The organism is Tamlana crocina, from assembly GCA_040429635.1.
In the GTDB taxonomy this organism is placed as follows: domain Bacteria; phylum Bacteroidota; class Bacteroidia; order Flavobacteriales; family Flavobacteriaceae; genus Flavisericum; species Flavisericum crocinum.
The window spans coordinates 1,098,998-1,119,869 of record CP158972.1 but is presented as its reverse complement, the minus strand read 5'-3'; the positions used below and the strand labels follow the sequence as shown (position 1 = coordinate 1,119,869).

The following is a 20,872-nucleotide window of genomic DNA, read 5'->3' as shown; positions in this document are numbered from 1 at the left end:
CCATTAACTGGCATTTTATCTTTTTCAAATGAAAAAAACTATACTTTTCATTTTGGCATGCTTAGCCATAGCTGGCTGTTCAAGCACCAAAAATTTAAAAAGACACAACTTTTCTTCCGAAGAAATTAAATCGATTTTAAGCGGAGACTCTCTAATACCCATGCGGGTTTACAAAATCACCAAAAAGGCCGATTCTATTTTACTGCGCACAAAAAGTAGCTACATAAAACCCAATCCGAACGATTCGGTTTTAAAACATTTCGTGAACCGGCTTTACGCCACCGTAACAGACAGTATGAGCTTGGGTGTGGGCATTGCGGCTCCGCAAGTAGGCATTTTAAAAAACATTATTTGGGTACAGCGATTCGACAAGGAAAACTTTCCGTTTGAAGTGTACTTGAACCCTAAAATTTTAGAATATTCTGAAGAAAAGCAAGTGTTTAGGGAAGGTTGTTTGTCTATCCCCAATAGAACGGACACTGTAAAAGCCAGGGCTTACACTATAAAATTGGCATACGACACCATGGAAGCCGAACACAAAACCGAAACGGTTGAGGGTTTTACATCTGTGATTTTTCAACATGAAATTGACCATTTAAACGGTATTTTGTATTTGGACCATTTAAAAAAGGAAGTTCAAGATGCTAAACAATAGAACTTATTTATTCAACTCCAACTTTTCAGCAAAATACTCACAGAAATCCTTCATGGTAGCGCTCATTTTATCGTCTTGGGTAGCGCGGTAAAAGGTATCGCTCATGGCCACTAAGGTTTGATGGAAAAACACTTTCATTTCATCAACGGGCATGTCTTTGGTCCACAAATCGATACGCAACGATTCTTGGGCTTTCGAATCCCACACCGAAAGCATCATGGCTTTGGCTTCCTCATTGCTCACACCGCCATCATTCGCGGACCAATGTAATTTTTCCGGCACGCGGTTTTCATCCAATTCAACGTTAAGCTCTATTTTCGATTTTATATTTCCCATTACTTTTCTGGTTTAAACTTCGAGTTATTAAAAATGTCTTCGGTGCTTTTTATGAGCATCTCGTTTAAAGACACTTGGTTATTTTCCATATAGGCCCTAACAATTTGCCAACCTATGTATCTGCCCAACCTACCTGGCGAATCGGTATCGATGTCTTCCAAATAAAACTTGCTGAAAGGCGCTGGGTTTATAAAACGTCCGGGCAATTTGGTATCGGTACTAAACAACAGTTCGCGCTCCACAAAATAGCGCCAAATATAACTTTCGTTAGCTTTTGCCCAATTGAGTTCGGCTTCGGTATAAGCTATTTTTTCGGCATCGGTTTTAAACGGAATGGCGGCATCTTTAAAATACAATTGCTTGCCGTAGTACACCATTTCGTCCAACAGCGTTTTGCGTTGCGGATGGAAAATCAACTTTTCGGCATAGGCCTCTGCCAAATCGACCACAATCTGTTCTTTTTTTAAATTGGCCCGGATGTATTTGGGAATGCCTTGGTAAAATTTATGGTCGTCTCCCAAATACGAATCCAACGCAATTAGCGCAATGGTATCGGTAACAATAACACTGTTTCGGTAATCCACATCGTTAGTCACCGTAATAACACGCGGCGCACTAAACTGCGGAAAATAATATTTTAAATGATTGAAAAACGATTCAATTTCGGCCTCTTCATTTTCAAAACTCGGGTAAGCTTTTTCAACTTCATTAAGCAACTCTATTTGAAGCGTATCAGTCTTTCGGGCTAGCCAAAAGGAATCGGTATACTTTTGCGGAAACATAAACGGATAGGCTTGCTTGAGCTTAGGAAAACTTCTGGCATCCGCATTTTTAAATAACGCTTCAAAACGCTCCACCTCAATATCCGTATTTATTTGGGCTATTTCGGCTTCCAAAGCGCTTTCCTTTTTGCAGGAACCTACCAAAACAAGCACAAAAAACAGGGATAAAGCAGACTTCCTAAAAAACTTAAACGTCATAAATTTTTATAAATTGGGCGTATAGGCTATTTTTGTTTGCAAAGGTACTATTCTTAGAATTAAATTCGATTAAAATGCAAACAGAAAAAGTTGTAGATTATATTGTAAACTGGCTTAAAGATTACGCTACAAAAGCTGGTGTTAACGGATTTGTAGTAGGCGTTTCTGGCGGTATCGATTCGGCTGTAACATCTACCCTATGTGCTAAAACCGGGCTTAACGTGCTTTGCGTTGAAATGCCCATTCATCAAGCTGAAAGCCACGTAAGCCGAGCGCACGAACATATCGCACAACTAAAAGAGCGTTTTGATAATGTGGATGCCACCCGTACCGACCTCACCCCTGTTTTTGAAGAATTTAAAACCGAAGTGTTTCTTGATGGCGACCAAGCGACCATTGATATGGCTTTGGCAAACACGCGCGCTAGGTTACGAATGACTACTCTTTACTATTACGCCGGACTTTACAAACTTTTGGTTGCCGGAACAGGCAATAAAGTTGAAGATTTCGGCGTGGGCTTTTATACCAAATATGGTGACGGCGGCGTGGATTTGAGTCCTATTGCCGATTTGGTAAAATCGGAAGTGTACCAATTGGGCGAATTCTTAAAAGTACCCGAATCCATAATGAAAGCAGCTCCAAGCGATGGGCTTTTTGGTGATGCCCGAAGCGATGAAGACCAAATTGGCGCAAGCTACCCAGAATTGGAATGGGCCATGGAAATGGACGACAAAAGCAAAACAGTTGATGACTTTACCGGAAGGAAAAAAGAAGTCTTTAAAATTTACAAACGTTTTAATACAGCCAACAAGCATAAGATGATTCCTATTCCAATTTGCGAAATTCCCGATATTTTGCACTAAATATTGTAAAATCCATAAAAAAGTATTACTTTTACGGCAAGCTTATTCTCTCAACCATAACTATATCTCAAAATAGTTTTTAAAAAAGCTTAATTATGATTAAATTATTAATAGCAGACAACCACCCCATCACGAGAAAGGGCCTAGAGGTTCTATTCTCTGCATCACCCAACATTAAAGTTGTTGGAAGTGTTGACAACGGCGAATCCATTCTGGAGTTCGTAAAGAAAAATCCGGTAGACATCGTTTTAACCGAAGCCGATTTACCAAAACTCAATGGTTTAACCGTGCTTCGTTATTTAAAAAACGACCACCCCGATGTAAAAACCATTATTCTTAGTGCACAACCCGAAGAGGTTTATGCCATTAACACCATTAAAGCTGGTGCTTCTGGATACATAAACAAATCGGAAAATGTGATTACCATTACAGAGGCCATCTCCAAGGTTAACGACGGAGGTATTTACCTTAGCAACGAGTTGACCCAGCAATTGGCTTTTGGAACTAGAACTAACAAAAGTGGTAATTACTACAAGAAACTTTCTACCCGTGAGGCCGAAGTACTAAAACTATTGACCGTTGGTAAAAAGAACAAAGAAATATCTAAAGAATTGGATATTAACGAAAAAACCGTTAGTACTTACAAAGCTAGGCTAATGAGAAAACTAAAAGTGACCAACTTGGTAGATTTAGTTAATCAAGCTAAGCTTAACCAAGAGGTATCATAATACCCTATTTAATTTTCTAGATAACAACATTTTTAGACTCGAATAGTCTTTTACTTCTTCAAGTATATTTCTATTCGAGTCTATTTTATTTTTAAGTGTTTCCTGCTGAAACTCCTTAACTTTTTGGTCTATTAAAAAGCAACGTAAGCTCAAAATGGTTTCACTAACCAATTGGGCCACGGTATGTTTTTTCTCTTTCGGATAAATATCCATACGATTCCAGTCGTCCAAAGTGTACCGCTCATCATCCATAAGAATGGTGGTGATTTCATTGGCCATATCTTGATCTACGGAATTGATGAAGGTTTTCAACTCAAAATCGGCATCTTGGTTTAAGCGCTCAATAATAGTATAGTAAAGCGTTTTAAAGGTTTCATTTGAAAACTGCATTTCGTCATCCTGAAGATCCAAAAACACCTTTTCAAAAACTCTAGCCTGCTGGATTACCGGTTCCAATTCCAAATCCCCCTTGTCATTTTCCTTTAACACCAAGTCTTCAAAGTCTTCGGTTTTATTACCGTAAAGCAATAATATTTCAATGATTTTGCGTTCCATCAAATACTGCACATCCACCTTTTTTACAGGTTGTTGATGTTTTATAACTTCGAATGCTTTCTGCTCGTTTTTGTATTTTTTGTCTTCTTCCTGAAGTTCCTTTTTATCCATTTGCGCGAGGGTACTAAAAAGCACACTCTCACTAATGTCCATGATCCGAGCACACTCTTGGATGTAAACCTCTTTTTTGATACGGTCTGGTATCTTAGAAATACTGTTGACGATATCTCGAATGGTTTCGGCCTTTTTTATAGGGTCGTTTTTAGATTCCTCATAAAGCACTGAGGCTTTAAATTGAATAAAATCCTTAGCGTTTTCAGCTAAATAGTCATGCAGTTCTTCAAGTGTATTTTGCCGTGCAAAACTATCGGGATCTTCACCTTCCGGAAAGGTGCACACCCTAACGTTCATACCTTGTTCCAAAATCAAATCGATACCACGTAGCGAAGCACGCATACCCGCAGCATCGCCATCAAAAAGCACGGTGATGTTTTTGGTGAGCCTATTTATTAATCGAATTTGCTCTGAAGTTAAAGCCGTTCCAGAAGAGGATACCACATTTTTTATACCCGTTTGGTGAAATTGGATAACATCGGTATAACCTTCAACCAAATAGCAATTATCTTCTTTGGCAATACTTTGTTTGGCATCATAAATACCGTAAAGCACTTTACTTTTGTGGTAAATATCACTTTCTGGGGAATTGAGGTATTTTGCTGCTTTTTTGTCGGTAATCAAAATACGTCCGCCAAACCCCAAAACACGGCCACTCATACTTTTTATGGGGAACATAACGCGCCCCTTAAAACGGTCGAAACGTTTTTCGTCCTTTACAATAGTCAGCCCCGTTTTTTCAAGATACTCCAATTTATAGCCTTTCTTTAGAGCCTCGTCCGTAAAGGCTTGCCACTCGTCCAGCGAATAGCCCAAATCGAATTTTTTAATGGTTTCCTCGGTAAAACCGCGTTCCTTAAAATAACTTAAACCAATACTTTTACCCTGATCGGTCTTTTGTAAAACATTCTGAAAATATTTACTGGCAAACTCACTTACCAAATACAAACTTTCACGCTCATCGGCCTTTTCCTTTTGCTCGTTGGTTTGTTCAGTTTCCTCTAGCTCAATGTTATATTTTTTGGCCAAGTACCGAATGGCTTCGGGGTAAGTAAAGTGCTCGTGCTCCATTAAAAACGACACGGCAGTCCCCCCTTTTCCGGTCGAGAAATCCTTCCAAATCTGCTTTACCGGCGATACCATAAAACTGGGCGTACGTTCGTCGCTAAACGGACTTAAGCCCTTAAAATTGCTTCCCGATTTTTTAAGCTGAACAAAATCGCCTATAACCTCCTCTACTCGTGCGGTTTCAAAAACTTGATCTATGGAAGATGGTGAAATCAAAATCTATTGGATTAAATATTGGTAATTATCGTCTGGAAATTATTCTGTAAAAATAATACAAACTAAGCATTTTATTCCATTTGCACAGTCACTCTTTGGTTGATAAATCTAATTCAAAACATTCAAATGGTTTTAATATTTCTTTCGATTTCATTTTTAAAAATCTGAAAATCAAAACTTTTAATGACCTAACTTCAAAAATATCAATTCCATAAAAAACCATCATCAAAAACTACAACAATACATAATTTTTAGTGTTTTTTGATTTTACATAAATTCTTTTTATCATATTCACGTATTTATTGAAAATACAATAACATATCGTTATATTTGAGTAGAAACACTTAGCCTATGAAAAACAATAATATCTTCTCGGCTTACCATAAGCTTCCGAAAACATGGGATGAAATGTACACGGATTTGGCAGAGTTCAGGCCACAGTACCAAGGTTTCGTAAACTACCTTAAAAGCACCTGCTCGGACCGGCTTACAAAAAAAGAAGACCTCTCGAAGCAATTGTTCATAAACCAAGGGGTAACGTTTACCGTTTACAACGACAATGAAGGCATTGAAAAGATTTTTCCTTTTGATATTGTTCCAAGGATAATTACTTCGGATGAATGGGCCAAAATCGAAGCGGGCATAAAGCAGCGGTTAAAAGCTTTAAACCTTTTTATAAAGGACATATACCACGAACAGTTTATAATAAACGACGGCATTATACCGGCCGATTTAATTTACTCCTGCCCCTATTTTTTAAGGGAAATGAAAGGTGTTAACGTGCCACACGATATTTATGTGCATATTTCCGGCATTGATTTAATCCGAAACAACGATGGTGAATTTTACGTACTTGAAGATAATTTAAGAACCCCATCTGGCGTAAGTTACATGCTTGAAAACCGCGAAATCTCCAAGCGGCTCTTTCCCGGCATTTTGCCGCAAAGTAAGGTGCGTTCGGTTTCAGAATACCCCAACTTGCTGTACAAAAAACTAAAAGGGCTTTCCAATAAGCCTGATCCAAACATTGTACTGTTAACTCCTGGAATTTATAATTCGGCCTATTACGAACATACATCGTTGGCGCGACAAATGGGCATCGAACTGGTTGAAGGACCAGACTTGGTAGTAAAAAACCATTGTGTTTTTATGAAAACCACTCATGGGTTAAAACAGGTTGATGTGATTTACAGACGTGTGGACGACGATTATTTAGACCCACTAGAGTTTAATGCCAACAGCGTTTTGGGGGTTGCCGGTATTATGGCCGCATACAGAATGGGTAACGTAAATATTGTTAATGCGCCGGGCACTGGAATTGCTGATGACAAAGCCATTTACACATTCGTGCCAGATATGATAAAATACTATTTAAAGGAAGAGCCTATTTTAAAAAATATTGAAACGTACCAGTTAGGCAAGCCCGCAGACCTTGAGTATGTTACAAAACATATTAAGGAAATGGTGATTAAAAAAACCGATGGCAGTGGCGGTTACGGCATGCTCATGGGGCACGAGGCTTCAGATTCCGAAATAAAAATCTATTTGGAAGCCGTTAACAAAAATCCTAGCAACTTTATTGCCCAACCCATTTTAAAATTATCGACTGCACCTTGCTTTATCGACGGTAAGTTATCTCCAAGGTGTATAGATCTTAGGCCTTTTGCGCTTTTCGGAAAAGATGGCATCGATATTTGCCCGGGTGGGTTAACCCGAGTAGCCCTAAAAAAAGGGTCGTTGGTAGTTAATAGTTCGCAGGGCGGTGGCAGCAAAGACACTTGGGTAATAGATTAAAAAAAACAATAAAGCATCATAACACATGTTAAGTAGAGTAGCAAACAACCTTATTTGGTTGGATAGGTATATGGAACGCGGAAATGGTATTTTAGGTCTGCTAAAGGTGAATTTTTATGCCCATCAAGACTCTCCCGAATTGTTTTCGTGGTCGCCGATTATAGAAAGCTTTACCTCTTCAGAGAATGACTTCTATACCGAAGACACTTTAGAATGTATACACTTTATGGTTTTCGACGTAAAAAATGCCAATTCCATAGTAAACATTGTGACACGGGCTAGAGAAAATGCCAGGAGCGTACAGGAACATATTTCAAGGGAATTGTGGTTGTGCATCAACAGTTATTATTTGTTTTTAACCAAAAAAGATTTACCTCAAAGATTAAGGGACGAAGACCCCGTTCAATTATTGGAGGATTTAAGAAAATACCATTTAATTTATAATGGCACTTGCGACATTACCCAAGAACGTGGCACACCATATTGTTTTATGAACGTTGGCAAGTACCTTGAGCGCGTAATGCTGATCTCTGATTTTACAGCGCTGAAACTTGAAAAAATTGGAAACACCTCCGATAGCCTCGAAAAAACATTCTATTGGAAAAACCTGTTGTTGTCCATTGGTGGCTATCAGCTTTATCTCAAAACCTACAAATCTACTTTTAACGAAAATCATGTTATCCAAATGGTTTTTCAGGACAAACTATTTCCAAGATCGGTGTATTATTGCATAGAAAAATTAAACCGACACATTAACAAACTGATTGAAACAGGCCAACTGGAAAACAACAATTTGGATTTTCTTCTAGGAAAGCTGGAAAGCCAAATAAAATACACCACCATTGAAAATATTAACAGCATGGGGTTAAACCATTTCATTGAAGGCATAAAAGATGGCGTTAAAAATATTTCGTTGAGCATTAATGCCGTTTACTTTTCACAGAACAACTGATTTTTTTTTTGATTACCTATGGCTATTTTCAACATAAAGCACAACACCTTTTACAGCTATTCGGGCAATGTTATAGACGGAGCGAACCTAACACGCCTTCACCCCATTAACGACGACTACCAAAAAGTTAACTCGCATTTTATATCCATTACCAAAAACCCATTTATTGAAACTTTTTTCGACTTTTTCAATAATCGGGTAGGTTCTTTTATGCTAGCCGAACCCCACAATGTTTTGAATATTATCTCTGAAATTGAAGTTGAAACCAAACTAAAAACATTCCCTACGGACCAAGTTGACATCAAAACCCAATGGAATCATTTAGTATCCCTCAAGCCCAATACTGAGTTCATCGATTTCTTAAAATTCATCACTTTTGATGGCACTGAGGGCATCCGAAACTTAATTGAAAGCAAAAATCTAAAAAGCAAATCGCCATACCAAGCTACTTTGGAGCTTTGTGAATATATCTACCAAAATTTTGAATACAGACAAGGAGTAACCACGGTAAGCTCAAAATTGGATGATGTTTGGCAACTCAAAGCCGGTGTTTGCCAAGATTTCACCAACATATTACTACAAATGGTTAGGATGTTGGGCATACCCGCACGATATGTAAGCGGCTACATCTGCCCGGGCAATGGTGAAACACGCGGTGAAGGCGCCACGCATGCTTGGATTGAAGCCTATATTCCCTTTTACGGTTGGCTGGGCGTAGACCCTACCAACAATGCCATAGCCGACGAATACCATGTTAGGCTCGCTGTGGGCAGAAATTATAAAGACTGTGCTCCCGTAAGTGGTGTTTTTAAAGGTAATGTAGAATCTAAAATGACGGTATCGGTTGAAGTTACCAGAAGAGATAACTTAACCCCCAAAAAAGAAGACGCTATTTCTCCAGATCCCAAAACAGGGAACAGTTTTCAGCGGAATTTAGAACTGAAACAACAAAGCCAGCAACAGCAGCAATAAATTAAGCCCTATTTTTTTCGGTCAATCACGTAATTCACCATCACTTTTAGTGAATTTTTATATTCCGAATCTGGGTAGTTTTCTAAAATCTCAAGAGCCTCACTTTGAAATTGTTTCATCTTCCCAATGGCATAATCCAATCCGTCATTTTCCTTTACAAACTCAATCACTTCTTTTACCCGTTTGGTATCCTTATTATGGTTTTTAATAGAATTTATCAACCATTTTTTATCATTTTTAGAGACTGTATTGAGCACATAAATTAAGGGCAAGGTCATTTTTTGCTCTTTAATATCGATGCCTGTGGGCTTTCCTATTTGGGCATCACCATAATCAAAAAGGTCGTCCTTTATTTGAAACGCCATGCCAATCAGCTCACCAAACTTACGCATGGTTTCCACATGTGGCGACCCTGGCTTTACCGAAGCAGCCCCCAAGCTACAACAGGCAGCAATTAAAGTGGCCGTTTTTTGGCGGATGATTTCATAATACACTTCTTCGGTGATATCGAGTTTTCGAGCTTTTTCAATTTGGAGCAGTTCGCCCTCGCTCATTTCGCGAACAGCAATCGAAATGATTTTCAGCAAATCGAAATCATTATTGTCAATAGAAAGCAACAAGCCTTTCGACAGTAAAAAATCGCCAATAAGCACGGCTATTTTGTTTTTCCAAAGTGCATTCACCGAAAAGAATCCTCGGCGGCGGTTGCTATCGTCTACCACATCATCATGCACTAAAGTAGCGGTATGTATCAATTCAATAACCGAAGCCCCACGATAGGTCCGTTCGCTCACCTCGCCATTCGATACCATTTTAGAAACCAAAAACACAAACATGGGGCGCATTTGCTTCCCTTTTCTGTTGACAATGTAATGGGTAATACGGTTAAGTAAAGCCACTTTACTAGACATGGAAAGTTGGAACTTCTGTTCGAAGAGATCCATTTCAAAAGCAATGGGCTGTTTTATTTGCTCGACTATTTTCATTGAAAACCCAAAGATACTATTTCAAACGAAAATTGCTTAACTTTTATTAGCCAATTGCCCACAAGCCGCATCGATATCCTTGCCACGGCTACGGCGGACGGTTACGGTAATATTATTGGCTTCGAGTACTTGCACGTACATATCCAAAGCCTTTGAATTTGCCTGTTGAAATTCACCATCGTCAATAGGGTTGTACTCTATTAGATTGACTTTACTAGGCGCAAATTTGCAAAAATCTACTAATGCATCGACATCTTTTCTTTTGTCGTTGATGCCGTTCCAAACCACATATTCATAAGTAATTCTGTTTTTGGTTTTGGCGTACCAATACTGCAAAGCTTCACGTAAATCGTTCAACGGAAAAGTTGAGTTAAACGGCATAATTCTGGTTCGCACCTCATCAATGGCAGAATGCAACGATACGGCCAATTTAAATTTTACCTCGTCATCCGCCATTTTCTTTATCATTTTTGGCACGCCCGATGTAGATACCACAATACGTTTTGGCGACATGCCCAACCCCTCGGGAGAGGTTATTTTATCAATGGCTTTTAAAACATTATTGTAATTCATTAGCGGTTCTCCCATTCCCATAAATACAATATTACTCAACGGACGGTTGTGGTACAAACGACTTTCGTTATCAATGGCTACTACTTGGTCATAAATTTCATCGGGGTTCAAGTTGCGCATTCGTTTTAAACGTGCCGTAGCACAAAATCGGCAATCTAAACTACAGCCCACCTGACTGGAAACACAGGCCGTGGTACGAGTTGACGTTGGAATCAATACCGACTCCACCACCAAATCATCATGCAACCGAACCGCATTTTTTATGGTCCCATCACTACTGCGTTGCATCGTATCCACCTTAATGTGGTTAATTACAAAATGGTCTTCCAGCATTTGGCGGGTGTCTTTCGAGATATTGGTCATATCGTCAAAAGTATGCGCCGATTTTTGCCAAAGCCACTCATAAACCTGATTGCCGCGAAAGGCCTTATCGCCTTGTTCAACAAAAAAATTACGAAGTTGCTCTTTGGTTAATGCCCGTATGTCTTTTTTCTTAGTTTCCATGCGTGTGCAAAAATAAGAAAAGGCTGCCTTATATTTTAAGACAGCCCTTTGTTTTATAAATTCTGATTGACTACGAATTATAAAATTAACATCGCGTCGCCGTAGCTGTAGAATTTGTATTTTTCTTTTACTGCTTCTTCATAGGCTCGTTTTATAAAATCGTGACCTGCAAAGGCAGAAACCATCATCAACAATGTTGATTTTGGTGTATGGAAATTGGTTACCATACAGTTGGCAATGCTGAAATCGTAAGGAGGGAAAATAAATTTGTTGGTCCAACCTTCAAATTCATTTAGCATCCCGTTTGATGAAACGGCACTTTCTATGGCACGCATCGCTGTAGTACCAACGGCACAAACGCGACGTTTTTCCTGAATGGCCTTATTTACAGTTTGAACCGCTTTTTCGTCAATTTTCAGCTCTTCGCTGTCCATTTTGTGTTTTGATAAATCTTCAACCTCAACTGGGTTAAAAGTCCCTAAACCAACGTGAAGCGTTACTTCGGCAAAGTTAATACCTTTAATTTCCAATCGCTTCAACAAATGTTTTGAAAAGTGAAGGCCTGCTGTTGGCGCTGCTACGGCACCTTCATTTTTTGCGAAAATGGTTTGGTAACGGTCTTCATCTTCTGGCTCTACATCTCTTTTAATGTATTTAGGAAGCGGTGTTTCCCCAAGTTCGTTCAACTTTAAACGGAACTCGCGGTACGATCCGTCATATAAAAAACGTAAGGTACGTCCACGCGAAGTGGTGTTATCAATAACCTCGGCCACTAAAGTTTCGTCGTCACCAAAGTATAATTTATTACCAATTCTAATTTTTCGGGCTGGATCAACCAATACGTCCCACAAACGTTGTTCTTCGTTAAGCTCGCGCAATAAAAATACTTCTATTCTAGCCCCTGTTTTTTCTTTGTTCCCGTATAATCTGGCAGGAAATACTTTGGTGTTATTCAGAATCAATACGTCATCTTCGTTAAAATAGTCGATTAAATCCTTAAACATTTTATGCTCGATGGTTTGTTCCTTTCGGTTTAAAACCATTAAGCGCGATTCATCTCTATTTTCCGCCGGGTATTCTGCTAATAATTCGTTCGGTAAATCGAACCCAAAGTTTGATAATTTCATGTATTATATTTTTAGAAAGTTGCAAATATACAATCTCAACACAGGGGTTGTCAAGTAAATAAGCGATTATTATTTGCTAATTTGGAAACCTATAGACTCTAAATCATCCCAAAACGTAGGATAGGATTTTGAAACCACCATGGCATCTTCAATAATTAAATTGGTTTTTAACGCCAAAGGTGCAAAAGCCATAGCCATTCTGTGGTCGTTATAAGTGGCGATGGGCACCATTTCTTTAATGGTTTTTGAAGCTGAAAGGTGCAGGGATTTATCGGTAATTTCAACCTCACCTCCTAATTTTTCAATTTCAGTTTTTAAAGCCACCAACCTATCAGTTTCTTTTATTTTTAGAGTATGAAGCCCGGTTAAATCGCAAGATATTCCCAAAGCAAAACAAGTTACCGCGATGGTTTGCGCGATATCGGGTGCGTTAACCAAATCTAATGCCAATGGCTTTACTTCATTTCCCTCCTTTTTCAAGGTCATGGAATTACCATTAAAAATGGTGGACACCCCAAAATGCTTATAAATTTCTACCAACGATGAATCGCCCTGAAGTGAATGTTCTTTGTACGACGACAAGGTAATTTCCGTACTGGGTTGGCAAAGCGCCACAATGCTGAAATAGTAGGATGCTGATGACCAGTCTGATTCAACTGTTAAAGTTTTTGGTTGCTGGTTGTTGGTTGTTGGTTTTACTATAATAGTATTGCCAATAAATGAGGATTCTATTCCAATTTCATCCAACAAAGCTAAAGTCATTTTAATGTATGGTACTGAAGTGATTTCGCCTTGAAGGGTTAGCTCAATGCCATTTTCTAATTTCGAAGCAATTAGCAACAAGGCCGAAATGTACTGGCTGCTCACATTGGCTTGTAAGGACACTTTATTTTTAGTCAGCTTTTTACCTTGAAGTTTTATAGGTGGATACCCTTCGTTTTCTTCGTAACTGATGTCTGCACCCAATTCTTTTAAAGCCTCAACCAAAATTTTAATAGGGCGTTCTTTCATGCGTTTGGAGCCTGTTAAAATGGTTTCGCGACCTTCCTGAATAGAAAAATAAGCCGTTAAAAAACGCATGGCCGTCCCGGCATGGTGGATATCGACTATTTTTTCTTCGGAAGACAGTGCGTTGGTCATTAAGTTACTATCATCAGAATTTGAAACATTTTCGAGTTTAAACTCTGGATACAAAGCCTGCAAAAGCAACAATCGGTTCGATTCGCTTTTTGAGCCCGTTATGGTAACTTCAGATTGACGGTTTGTGATTTCGGATTTATGAAGAGTGATATTCATTTTATAATATTAAAAAACGCTTCTAAAATTAGAAGCGTCAAATATAATTATAAATTATTTCAATTTCTGGTTATTATGGTGCCTATCGTGGTCGCGTTTAGCTTTTTTGTCCATTCGCTTATCGAAAGCAGCCTGAAGATCTACTCCCGTTTGGTTGGCCAGGCACAGCACCACGAAAAGTACATCGGCCAGTTCTTCACCTAAATCTTTGTCTTTGTCGCTTTCCTTTTCACTTTGCTCGCCGTAACGCCGCGCGATAATTCGCGCCACTTCGCCCACTTCTTCGGTAAGCTGAGCCATGTTGGTGAGTTCGTTGAAGTAACGAACGCCATGGTTTTTAATCCAATCGTCAACTACTATTTGTGCGTTTTTAATCTCCATTGTATTTTTATAATTAAAGAAGTTACTAGAATGATTATACAAGGAACAAAAATATACTTTAATTCGCTAAAAAGCACTTTTACTCCTCGAGAAGAAAAAACCGTTCCACGCCAAGGGGCGGCACTTGAATCTCTCGAAACGGGAAAAAAATAGCGACCATTATCAAAAGGAATTAAGCCCCCAACACCCTTTCCCCTGAAGTCATCGCACTCAATAAACCGTGCGATAATGTAGATAGAAAAATAATGGTAAACCACAATGCCCTATTATTTTTTCCAAAGGAAAACATGAGAATGAGAGCCCAAATCAAGGCAAAAACAATGGAATGGGTAAACCCGCGATGCCCTAAAAGGTGCTCGTAATGGATGCCCAATTGAAAACCGATAACATCAAAATCTGGAAGAATGGTTGAAAATATTGCGGCCAGTAGCAACCATTTGGAATTTTTATTGTCCAATATTTTGGCCAAAGTAAAACCAACCGCACCGTGCCCAAAAACAGAAGCCATTATTCTTTATTTTTAGAATCGATAATGATGGTTACAGGACCGTCGTTTAAAAGTTCCACTTTCATATCTGCACCAAATTCTCCCGTTTGCACGGTTTTGCCCAAATCGGATTCAAGTTGTTTTACAAAGGCCTCGTACAGCGGAATGGCCACATCGGGATTGGCCGCTTTTATATAACTAGGACGATTGCCTTTTTTGGTGGCCGCATACAGTGTAAACTGACTCACCGCAATGGCATCTCCGTTGGTTTCTTTAATAGATTGGTTCATCACCCCGTTTTCGTCATTAAAAATACGGAGATTCGCTATTTTGTTCGATAGCCATTTGATGTCTTCGGTTGTATCTTCGTTTACTATTCCCAATAAGATCAATAACCCTTTGTTGATTGAAGCTACTTTTTGCCCTTCAATGGTAACGCTGGCTTTTGTTACTCTTTGTATAACTACTTTCATTTATTCTTTATCCCAAATATCAGTTCTGTAATGTTCGTCTTCGCCTTCAATAATCTGCAAATAACTGCGGTATCTAGTGTATTCTATTTCGCCTTCTTCCAAGGCATTTTTAACAGCACACTTGGGTTCGTTGATGTGCAAACAATTGTTGAATTTACAATCTTGCTTTAGTGCAAAAAACTCTGGAAAATAATCGCCCACTTCTTCTTTGTCCATATCCACAATGCCAAATCCTTTTATACCTGGCGTATCGATAATTTTGGCTCCGAAACTTAAATCGAACATTTCGGCAAAGGTTGTAGTATGTTGCCCTTGCATATGTTGGGACGAAATTTCTTTGGTCTTTAAGTTTAAATTGGGTTCAATGGCATTGACCAAGGTCGATTTCCCCACACCCGAATGCCCTGAAAACATGCTCACTTTATCCTGCATCAAGGCTTTTACCTTATCGACATTTTTTCCTGTTTTAGCCGAAACCCCAATACACTCATAGCCAATTTTTCTGTAAACATGCGCCAAATAACGCACTTCATCTAGAGTGTCTTGATCGTAGGCGTCTATTTTATTGAAGAGCAAAACGGTTTTTACTGAATAAGCTTCGGCCGTGACCAAAAATCGGTCAATAAAACTGGTTAAGGTGGGCGGATTGTTTATGGTTATCATCAAAAAAACCATATCCAAATTAGCAGCAATAACGTGGGTTTGTTTGGACAGGTTCACCGATTTGCGGACGATATAATTTTTTCGGTCTTGAATGTGATGGATAATGCCAGATTCTTGGTTGTTGTCCACTTCCAACTCAAAATCTACTACATCACCAACAGCAATGGGATTGGTGCTTTTTATACCTTTTATGCGGAATTTTCCTTTTATGCGGCACTCGTACGTTTTACCCAACTCGGTTTTTACCGTGTACCAACTTCCTGTAGATTTATAAACGCGTCCCGTCATATTTTTTTCAAAAGTAATTCAAAATAATTATTTTTTTTGTACGAATGCACATATATTTGAAGCTTAATTTCAAATCAAAAATCAACAACATGAAAAAAATTTTAATTTTATTAACTGTTTCTTTATTTTCTTTTATTGAAACCCATGCACAAGTGGAGTACAAAGTTGTAACGAGTGTAGAATCTATAGTACCGAATGGCTTAGGGCGCTCAAGAATAATTAGCGCCAACGAAGAGAAAAATTACAAAGAATTTACCACAACCCAAACCGAAGATGACAATTCACGAAATAAATCTGACAGGGGCGAAATTAGGGTAAAGGACTTTGATGAAACCAAACTACTAAACTTCTTTAACATTGGCGGGATTAGATTTCAAAACATTGCTGCCAATGATGCTATAATTACTTCAAAAATCAACACCATGATTGCCGAAGGATGGGAACTAGCTTTTGTTACCAGTGCAGTTGAAAGTGCTGGAAAAGGTGATAACCAAGGTATTTTTATAACCCGATATATTTTTAAACGAAATAAACAGTAACACTTTTTTCGGAAACTAAAAAAGCCTCGTGATTGCGAGGCTTTTTTAGTTTTACAGAAAATTATTATCCGTTAATAATCTTCTCTTGGTGATTGATAGATTCTTGGTGAATGGCTTTGAACATTTTTAAAATGAACTCTTCACTTAAACCGTGCTGCTCACCTTCCAATACCATTTTACCTAAAATTTCGTTCCAACGCTTAGACTGTAAAACCGCTACGTTTTTCTCTTTTTTAAGAGTTCCAATGCCATCGGCTGCTTTCATTCGTTTACCTAACAAATCAATAATTTGGTTATCAACCACATCAATCTGCGCTCTTAAAAGCCCTAAAGCTTTATTGTAGTCTGCTTCAGAATCAGTCTCTTTTCTAATTTTCAAATCTTTCATGATTTGAACCAATGCTTGTGGTGTTACCTGCTGTGAAGCATCACTCCAAGCATTATCTGGATCGTAGTGGGTTTCAATCATTAATCCATCGAAATTCAAATCCAATGCCGTTTGCGACACATCAAATATCATATCGCGTTTTCCTGTAATGTGCGACGGATCGTTAATTAAAGGAATGTCTGGGAATTTATTTTGAAACTCGATAGCCAATTGCCATTCTGGGTTGTTTCTGTATTTGGTTTTTTCGTAAGTAGAGAATCCTCTGTGGATCGCTCCAATATTTTTAACTCCCGAAGAGTAGATTCTTTCAATACCTCCCAACCACAAAGACAGATCTGGGTTTACTGGGTTCTTGATTAATACAGGCTTATCGGTACCTTCAAGCGCATCGGCGATTTCTTGCATAATGAAAGGGCTCACGGTTGAACGCGCTCCAATCCAAAGCATATCGATATCGTGCTCTAAAGCCAATTTTACATGTGCTGCATTAGCCACCTCGGTACATACTTTCATACCAGTTTCGGCCTTTACTTTTTGCAACCACTTCAATCCTAATGCTCCAACGCCTTCAAAGTTTCCTGGGCGGGTTCTTGGTTTCCAGATACCAGCTCTAAAATAGTTTACATCGGTATCTTTTAGCTCGTGGGCTATTTTTAAAACCTGCTCTTCGGTTTCGGCGCTACATGGTCCTGCTACTACTAATGGATGATCTAGTTTTAAATCATCTAACCATGCTCTCATTTCTTTTGTGTTTTCCATAATTCTAATAAAAATTCAATTTTTAAATTCCAAATCCCAAAATCTACAGTTGGAATTTAGGATTTTAAATATTGGTATTTGCTGTTAATGTATTCCGTTTAAAATATCTTTTATATGATTTGTGTTTTTCATTTCGTTAAAAACGCCTTCAAAATCATCTTGTTCCATCATCTCCTTAAAATGCGACAGGTTGGAGATGTACTCGTCTAACGTTTCAATAACGTTCGTTTTATTCTGTCGGAAAATCGGCGTCCACATTTCGGGCGAACTTTTTGCCAAACGCACCGTTGATGCAAATCCACTTCCCGCCATATCGAAAATATCGCGTTCGTTTTTTTCCTTTTCAATCACCGTTTTGCCCAACATAAACGAACTGATATGCGATAGGTGCGACACGTAAGCGATATGTTTATCGTGTGCTTCTGGGTTCATGTAACGGATGCGCATTCCGATATCGGTGAACAACTTCAATGCCTTTTCCTGTAGTTTGAAAGTGGTTTTTTCTACCTCGCAAACTATATTGGTCTTTCCAACAAAAAGGCCTTCCATGGCTGCACTTGGTCCCGAATGCTCCGTTCCTGCTATGGGATGCATCGCCAAAAAGTTTCTACGTTTTGGATGATTCTCCACCGCCCTGCAAATATCAACTTTTGTTGACCCCGCATCGACCACCAACGCAGTATCTGGGATTTTATCCAAAATTGTTGGCAACAATTTTACAGTGGCGTCAACAGGAATGGAGATGATGACCAAATCGGCATGCTCGATATCATCTAAAGTTGCTTTTTTATCGATTAGCTTTAGTCGCAAAGCTTCATCGAGCGTCGACTCTTTTCTGCTCACACCGTGAATCACCACACTGGGGTCATTCTTTTTGATGTCGATAGCCAAGCTTCCGCCTATTAATCCAACTCCTATTGCGTATATATTTTTCATTCTTAACTTACTCTTTCAATAGCTTCTTCCAAAACTTCGGTTGGGGCACATAACGAAAACCTAATATAGCCCTCGCCTTTTGTTCCGAAAATAGTTCCCGGTGTAATAAAAATGTGGTTATCCTTTAACACCAAATCTATAAATTCTTCAGACTTTAAGTATGCTGGCAACTTGGCCCAAACAAATAACCCAGAGGCATTTTTGTCGTAGGTGCAATTAAGTGCATCGGCCAGTTTCCAAACCAATTGACGACGCTCTTGGTACACATTGTTCAACGTGGCAAACCACATGTTTGAACATTTTAAAGCCTCAATCGCTCCTTTTTGTATGCCGTAAAACATACCCGAGTCCATATTACTTTTTACTTTTAAAATATTGCTGATATGGGTGCTATCGCCAACCACCATACCTACACGCCACCCAGCCATATTGAAGGTTTTGCTCAACGAATTAAGCTCTAAACAAACCTCTTTGGCGCCTTCAACACTTAAAATGCTTTTTGGCGAATTGTTCAAAATGAAACTATACGGGTTATCGTTTACAATTAAAATATTGTTACGCTTCGCAAAAGCCACTAAATCTTCAAACAAGGTTTCGGTGGGGTTGGCGCCCGTTGGCATGTGCGGGTAATTTACCCACATCAACTTCACTTTGCTTAAATCTTGTTTTTCCAAAGCTTCGAAATCGGGCAGCCAATTATTGGCTTCGTCCAATTCATACAAAACACCTTTGGCTCCCACCAATTTCGTTACCGATTGGTAAGTGGGGTATCCCGGATTAGGAATCAACACCTCATCGCCTTCATTTAAATAAGCCATGGAAATGTGCATGATGCCTTCCTTGCTGCCCATTAAAGGCAGTATTTCGGTAGCCTGACTTAAATTCACCGAAAAGTTCAGTTTGTAGAATTTGGCCATGGCATCCCTCAACTCCGGTAAACCTTGGTAGCTTTGGTATTTGTGTGCGGAAGGGTTTTTAAAACTGTCCATTATCGCATCAATCACCTTTTGTGGTGGTTGTAAATCGGGGCTACCAATACCTAAATTGATTACGGGCTTACCGTTTGCAATCAGCAAATTTACTTCCCTCAACTTTTTAGAAAAGTAGTATTCCTCAACGGTCTGTAACCTGTTAGCTACCTCTATCATAACTTGGCGTTTTTATATTCACCTAAAACTTTAAAGCCTTCGGCCATTATATCTATCAACGATTTTGCTTTTTTGAAATCGTTGTACGTTTCGAATGTTACATCAACAAAAAAGGCGTATTTCCAAGGGGTTTCAACAATGGGTAACGATTGGATTTTGGTTAAATTCAATCGGCAATCGCTCATTACGTTTAAAATAGCCGCTAAACTACCTCGTTTGTGGTTGGCCTCGAACTTAACCGACGCTTTATTGATTTCGTTTTCGGGCACTTCAGAATTTACACGTTTTACAATTACAAAACGGGTTTCGTTGTGCTTTATGGTTTGAATGCTGTGAGCCAAAATATCCAACTCGAAAATCTCTGCTGCGGTGACGCTGGCAATGGCACCGATGCCTTTTAATTCCTGCTTTCGGATGCGTTCGGCCACTTCAGCGGTATCCTTATCCTCAACCAATTTAATGTGCGGATACTGTTTAAAAAACTCCTTACACTGCAACAACGCCATAGGGTGCGAATACACTTCTTTAATATCGTCTATCCTTTGCCCCGGCCACGCCATTAAATTATGCTGAATATCCAAATAATGCTCACCAACAATATGCAACTTAAACTTATCGATAAGGGCATAGTTTGGTATTATCGAGCCTGCAATAGAATTTTCAAGCGCCATTACCGCCGCATCGCTTTCAGCCGTTATTAAAGAATCCACTACCCTATCGAAGGTTAAACAATCGATACAGTCTACCGGATTTTCAAAAAATTGCTGCGACACAATATGATGAAAAGACCCTTTAATACCCTGTATGGCCACCTTTTTTATCACAGTTTTCTTTTATTTATTTTAATATTCAGTTTAAAAATTTCAACCACTTGTTGACAAAAAAAAGTCCCGATTTTCATCGAGACTCATATTCAAATTTATGCTTATAAATTATACATACAACGCCTCGTTTCTTCCGCTAAAAAAGAAATAGTTGTTAAAATATGTATAATAAACTGTTGTTGTCATAATTACGCCGCTAAAGTAAATATTATTTTAAGAAATAAAAACACAATAAAATCTTTTTTGTACATTTTTTAAAAGTTTTAA

At 38.8% G+C, this 20,872-nt stretch carries 22 protein-coding genes; 7 read left to right on the top strand and 15 right to left on the bottom strand.

Annotated elements, in window-relative coordinates; translation table 11 throughout:
• Positions 1-28 precede the first annotated feature (28 nt).
• On the top strand, positions 29-655 hold the full coding sequence (gene def / locus ABI125_05010) for a peptide deformylase (GenBank protein XCF07216.1): 627 nt from the start codon (positions 29-31) through the stop codon (positions 653-655).
• 3 nt (positions 656-658) lie between these two features.
• Here the strand turns inward: def and gldC are convergent, their stop codons facing one another.
• The gene (gene gldC, locus ABI125_05005) at positions 659-991 is read right to left on the bottom strand and encodes a gliding motility protein GldC (protein ID XCF07215.1); all 333 of its coding nucleotides are present in this window, start codon (positions 989-991) and stop codon (positions 659-661) included.
• A complete protein-coding gene (gene gldB, locus ABI125_05000; protein XCF07214.1) occupies positions 991-1,971 on the bottom strand; it encodes a gliding motility lipoprotein GldB in 981 nt (326 codons plus the stop codon). Before gldB ends, gldC begins: the two co-directional genes overlap by 1 nt.
• Before the next feature lie 74 nt (positions 1,972-2,045).
• On the opposite strand from gldB, the gene nadE reads away from it, so the two are divergent.
• On the top strand, positions 2,046-2,834 hold the full coding sequence (gene nadE / locus ABI125_04995; GenBank protein ID XCF07213.1) for an NAD(+) synthase: 789 nt from the start codon (positions 2,046-2,048) through the stop codon (positions 2,832-2,834).
• 95 nt (positions 2,835-2,929) lie between these two features.
• Positions 2,930-3,562 carry a response regulator transcription factor gene (locus ABI125_04990; protein ID XCF07212.1) on the top strand — a complete coding sequence of 211 codons (633 nt, stop codon included), beginning with the start codon at positions 2,930-2,932 and terminating at the stop codon, positions 3,560-3,562.
• On the opposite strand, the gene dnaG is transcribed toward ABI125_04990, so the two are convergent.
• Positions 3,557-5,515: a DNA primase gene (gene dnaG / locus ABI125_04985; GenBank protein XCF07211.1), complete on the bottom strand. Its 1,959-nt coding sequence runs from the start codon at positions 5,513-5,515 to the stop codon at positions 3,557-3,559. The genes ABI125_04990 and dnaG overlap by 6 nt on opposite strands.
• Before the next feature lie 351 nt (positions 5,516-5,866).
• Here dnaG and ABI125_04980 point away from each other — a divergent pair, with 351 nt between their 5' ends.
• Genes ABI125_04980 through ABI125_04970 form a run of 3 tightly spaced genes read left to right on the top strand, consistent with a single transcriptional unit; the run spans position 5,867 to position 9,233 of the window.
• Positions 5,867-7,309, top strand: coding sequence for a circularly permuted type 2 ATP-grasp protein (locus ABI125_04980; GenBank protein ID XCF07210.1), 1,443 nt, complete (start codon positions 5,867-5,869; stop codon positions 7,307-7,309).
• 25 nt (positions 7,310-7,334) lie between these two features.
• Positions 7,335-8,261: an alpha-E domain-containing protein gene (locus tag ABI125_04975; protein ID XCF07209.1), complete on the top strand. Its 927-nt coding sequence runs from the start codon at positions 7,335-7,337 to the stop codon at positions 8,259-8,261.
• A gap of 18 nt (positions 8,262-8,279) precedes the next feature.
• The gene (locus ABI125_04970) at positions 8,280-9,233 is read left to right on the top strand and encodes a transglutaminase family protein (protein ID XCF07208.1); all 954 of its coding nucleotides are present in this window, start codon (positions 8,280-8,282) and stop codon (positions 9,231-9,233) included.
• 8 nt (positions 9,234-9,241) lie between these two features.
• Here the strand turns inward: ABI125_04970 and ABI125_04965 are convergent, their stop codons facing one another.
• The 8 genes from ABI125_04965 to rsgA all read right to left on the bottom strand — a co-directional run bounded on the left by ABI125_04965 (position 9,242) and on the right by rsgA (position 16,011).
• Positions 9,242-10,219, bottom strand: a complete 978-nt coding sequence (locus ABI125_04965; protein ID XCF07207.1) for a polyprenyl synthetase family protein — start codon at positions 10,217-10,219, stop codon at positions 9,242-9,244.
• 36 nt (positions 10,220-10,255) lie between these two features.
• Positions 10,256-11,296, bottom strand: a complete 1,041-nt coding sequence (gene rlmN, locus ABI125_04960; protein ID XCF07206.1) for a 23S rRNA (adenine(2503)-C(2))-methyltransferase RlmN — start codon at positions 11,294-11,296, stop codon at positions 10,256-10,258.
• 77 nt (positions 11,297-11,373) lie between these two features.
• Entirely contained in the window at positions 11,374-12,423 is a 1,050-nt protein-coding gene (queA, locus tag ABI125_04955; protein XCF07205.1) for a tRNA preQ1(34) S-adenosylmethionine ribosyltransferase-isomerase QueA, read from the bottom strand.
• 69 nt (positions 12,424-12,492) lie between these two features.
• The gene (locus ABI125_04950; GenBank protein ID XCF07204.1) at positions 12,493-13,719 is read right to left on the bottom strand and encodes a 3-phosphoshikimate 1-carboxyvinyltransferase; all 1,227 of its coding nucleotides are present in this window, start codon (positions 13,717-13,719) and stop codon (positions 12,493-12,495) included.
• 54 nt (positions 13,720-13,773) lie between these two features.
• On the bottom strand, positions 13,774-14,100 hold the full coding sequence (locus tag ABI125_04945; protein ID XCF07203.1) for a nucleotide pyrophosphohydrolase: 327 nt from the start codon (positions 14,098-14,100) through the stop codon (positions 13,774-13,776).
• Positions 14,101-14,272: 172 nt separating this feature from the next.
• Positions 14,273-14,608 (bottom strand): metal-dependent hydrolase, encoded by a 336-nt coding sequence (locus tag ABI125_04940; protein ID XCF07202.1) that lies wholly within the window; start codon positions 14,606-14,608, stop codon positions 14,273-14,275.
• Positions 14,608-15,060, bottom strand: a complete 453-nt coding sequence (gene dtd / locus ABI125_04935; GenBank protein XCF07201.1) for a D-aminoacyl-tRNA deacylase — start codon at positions 15,058-15,060, stop codon at positions 14,608-14,610. The genes ABI125_04940 and dtd overlap by 1 nt, the downstream gene beginning before the upstream one ends.
• Positions 15,061-16,011, bottom strand: a complete 951-nt coding sequence (gene rsgA, locus ABI125_04930; protein ID XCF07200.1) for a ribosome small subunit-dependent GTPase A — start codon at positions 16,009-16,011, stop codon at positions 15,061-15,063.
• 89 nt (positions 16,012-16,100) lie between these two features.
• Here rsgA and ABI125_04925 point away from each other — a divergent pair, with 89 nt between their 5' ends.
• Complete coding sequence (locus ABI125_04925) at positions 16,101-16,550, top strand: hypothetical protein (GenBank protein ID XCF07199.1); 450 nt, start codon at positions 16,101-16,103, stop codon at positions 16,548-16,550.
• 64 nt (positions 16,551-16,614) lie between these two features.
• Here the strand turns inward: ABI125_04925 and ABI125_04920 are convergent, their stop codons facing one another.
• The 4 genes from ABI125_04920 to ABI125_04905 all read right to left on the bottom strand — a co-directional run bounded on the left by ABI125_04920 (position 16,615) and on the right by ABI125_04905 (position 20,605).
• The gene (locus ABI125_04920; GenBank protein ID XCF07198.1) at positions 16,615-17,697 is read right to left on the bottom strand and encodes a bifunctional 3-deoxy-7-phosphoheptulonate synthase/chorismate mutase type II; all 1,083 of its coding nucleotides are present in this window, start codon (positions 17,695-17,697) and stop codon (positions 16,615-16,617) included.
• An 84-nt stretch (positions 17,698-17,781) separates the two neighbouring features.
• Positions 17,782-18,633, bottom strand: coding sequence for a prephenate dehydrogenase (locus ABI125_04915; GenBank protein ID XCF07197.1), 852 nt, complete (start codon positions 18,631-18,633; stop codon positions 17,782-17,784).
• Between the two features lie 2 nt (positions 18,634-18,635).
• A complete protein-coding gene (locus ABI125_04910; GenBank protein ID XCF07196.1) occupies positions 18,636-19,781 on the bottom strand; it encodes an aminotransferase class I/II-fold pyridoxal phosphate-dependent enzyme in 1,146 nt (381 codons plus the stop codon).
• Complete coding sequence (locus ABI125_04905) at positions 19,778-20,605, bottom strand: prephenate dehydratase (protein ID XCF07195.1); 828 nt, start codon at positions 20,603-20,605, stop codon at positions 19,778-19,780. The genes ABI125_04910 and ABI125_04905 overlap by 4 nt, the downstream gene beginning before the upstream one ends.
• Positions 20,606-20,872 lie beyond the last annotated feature (267 nt).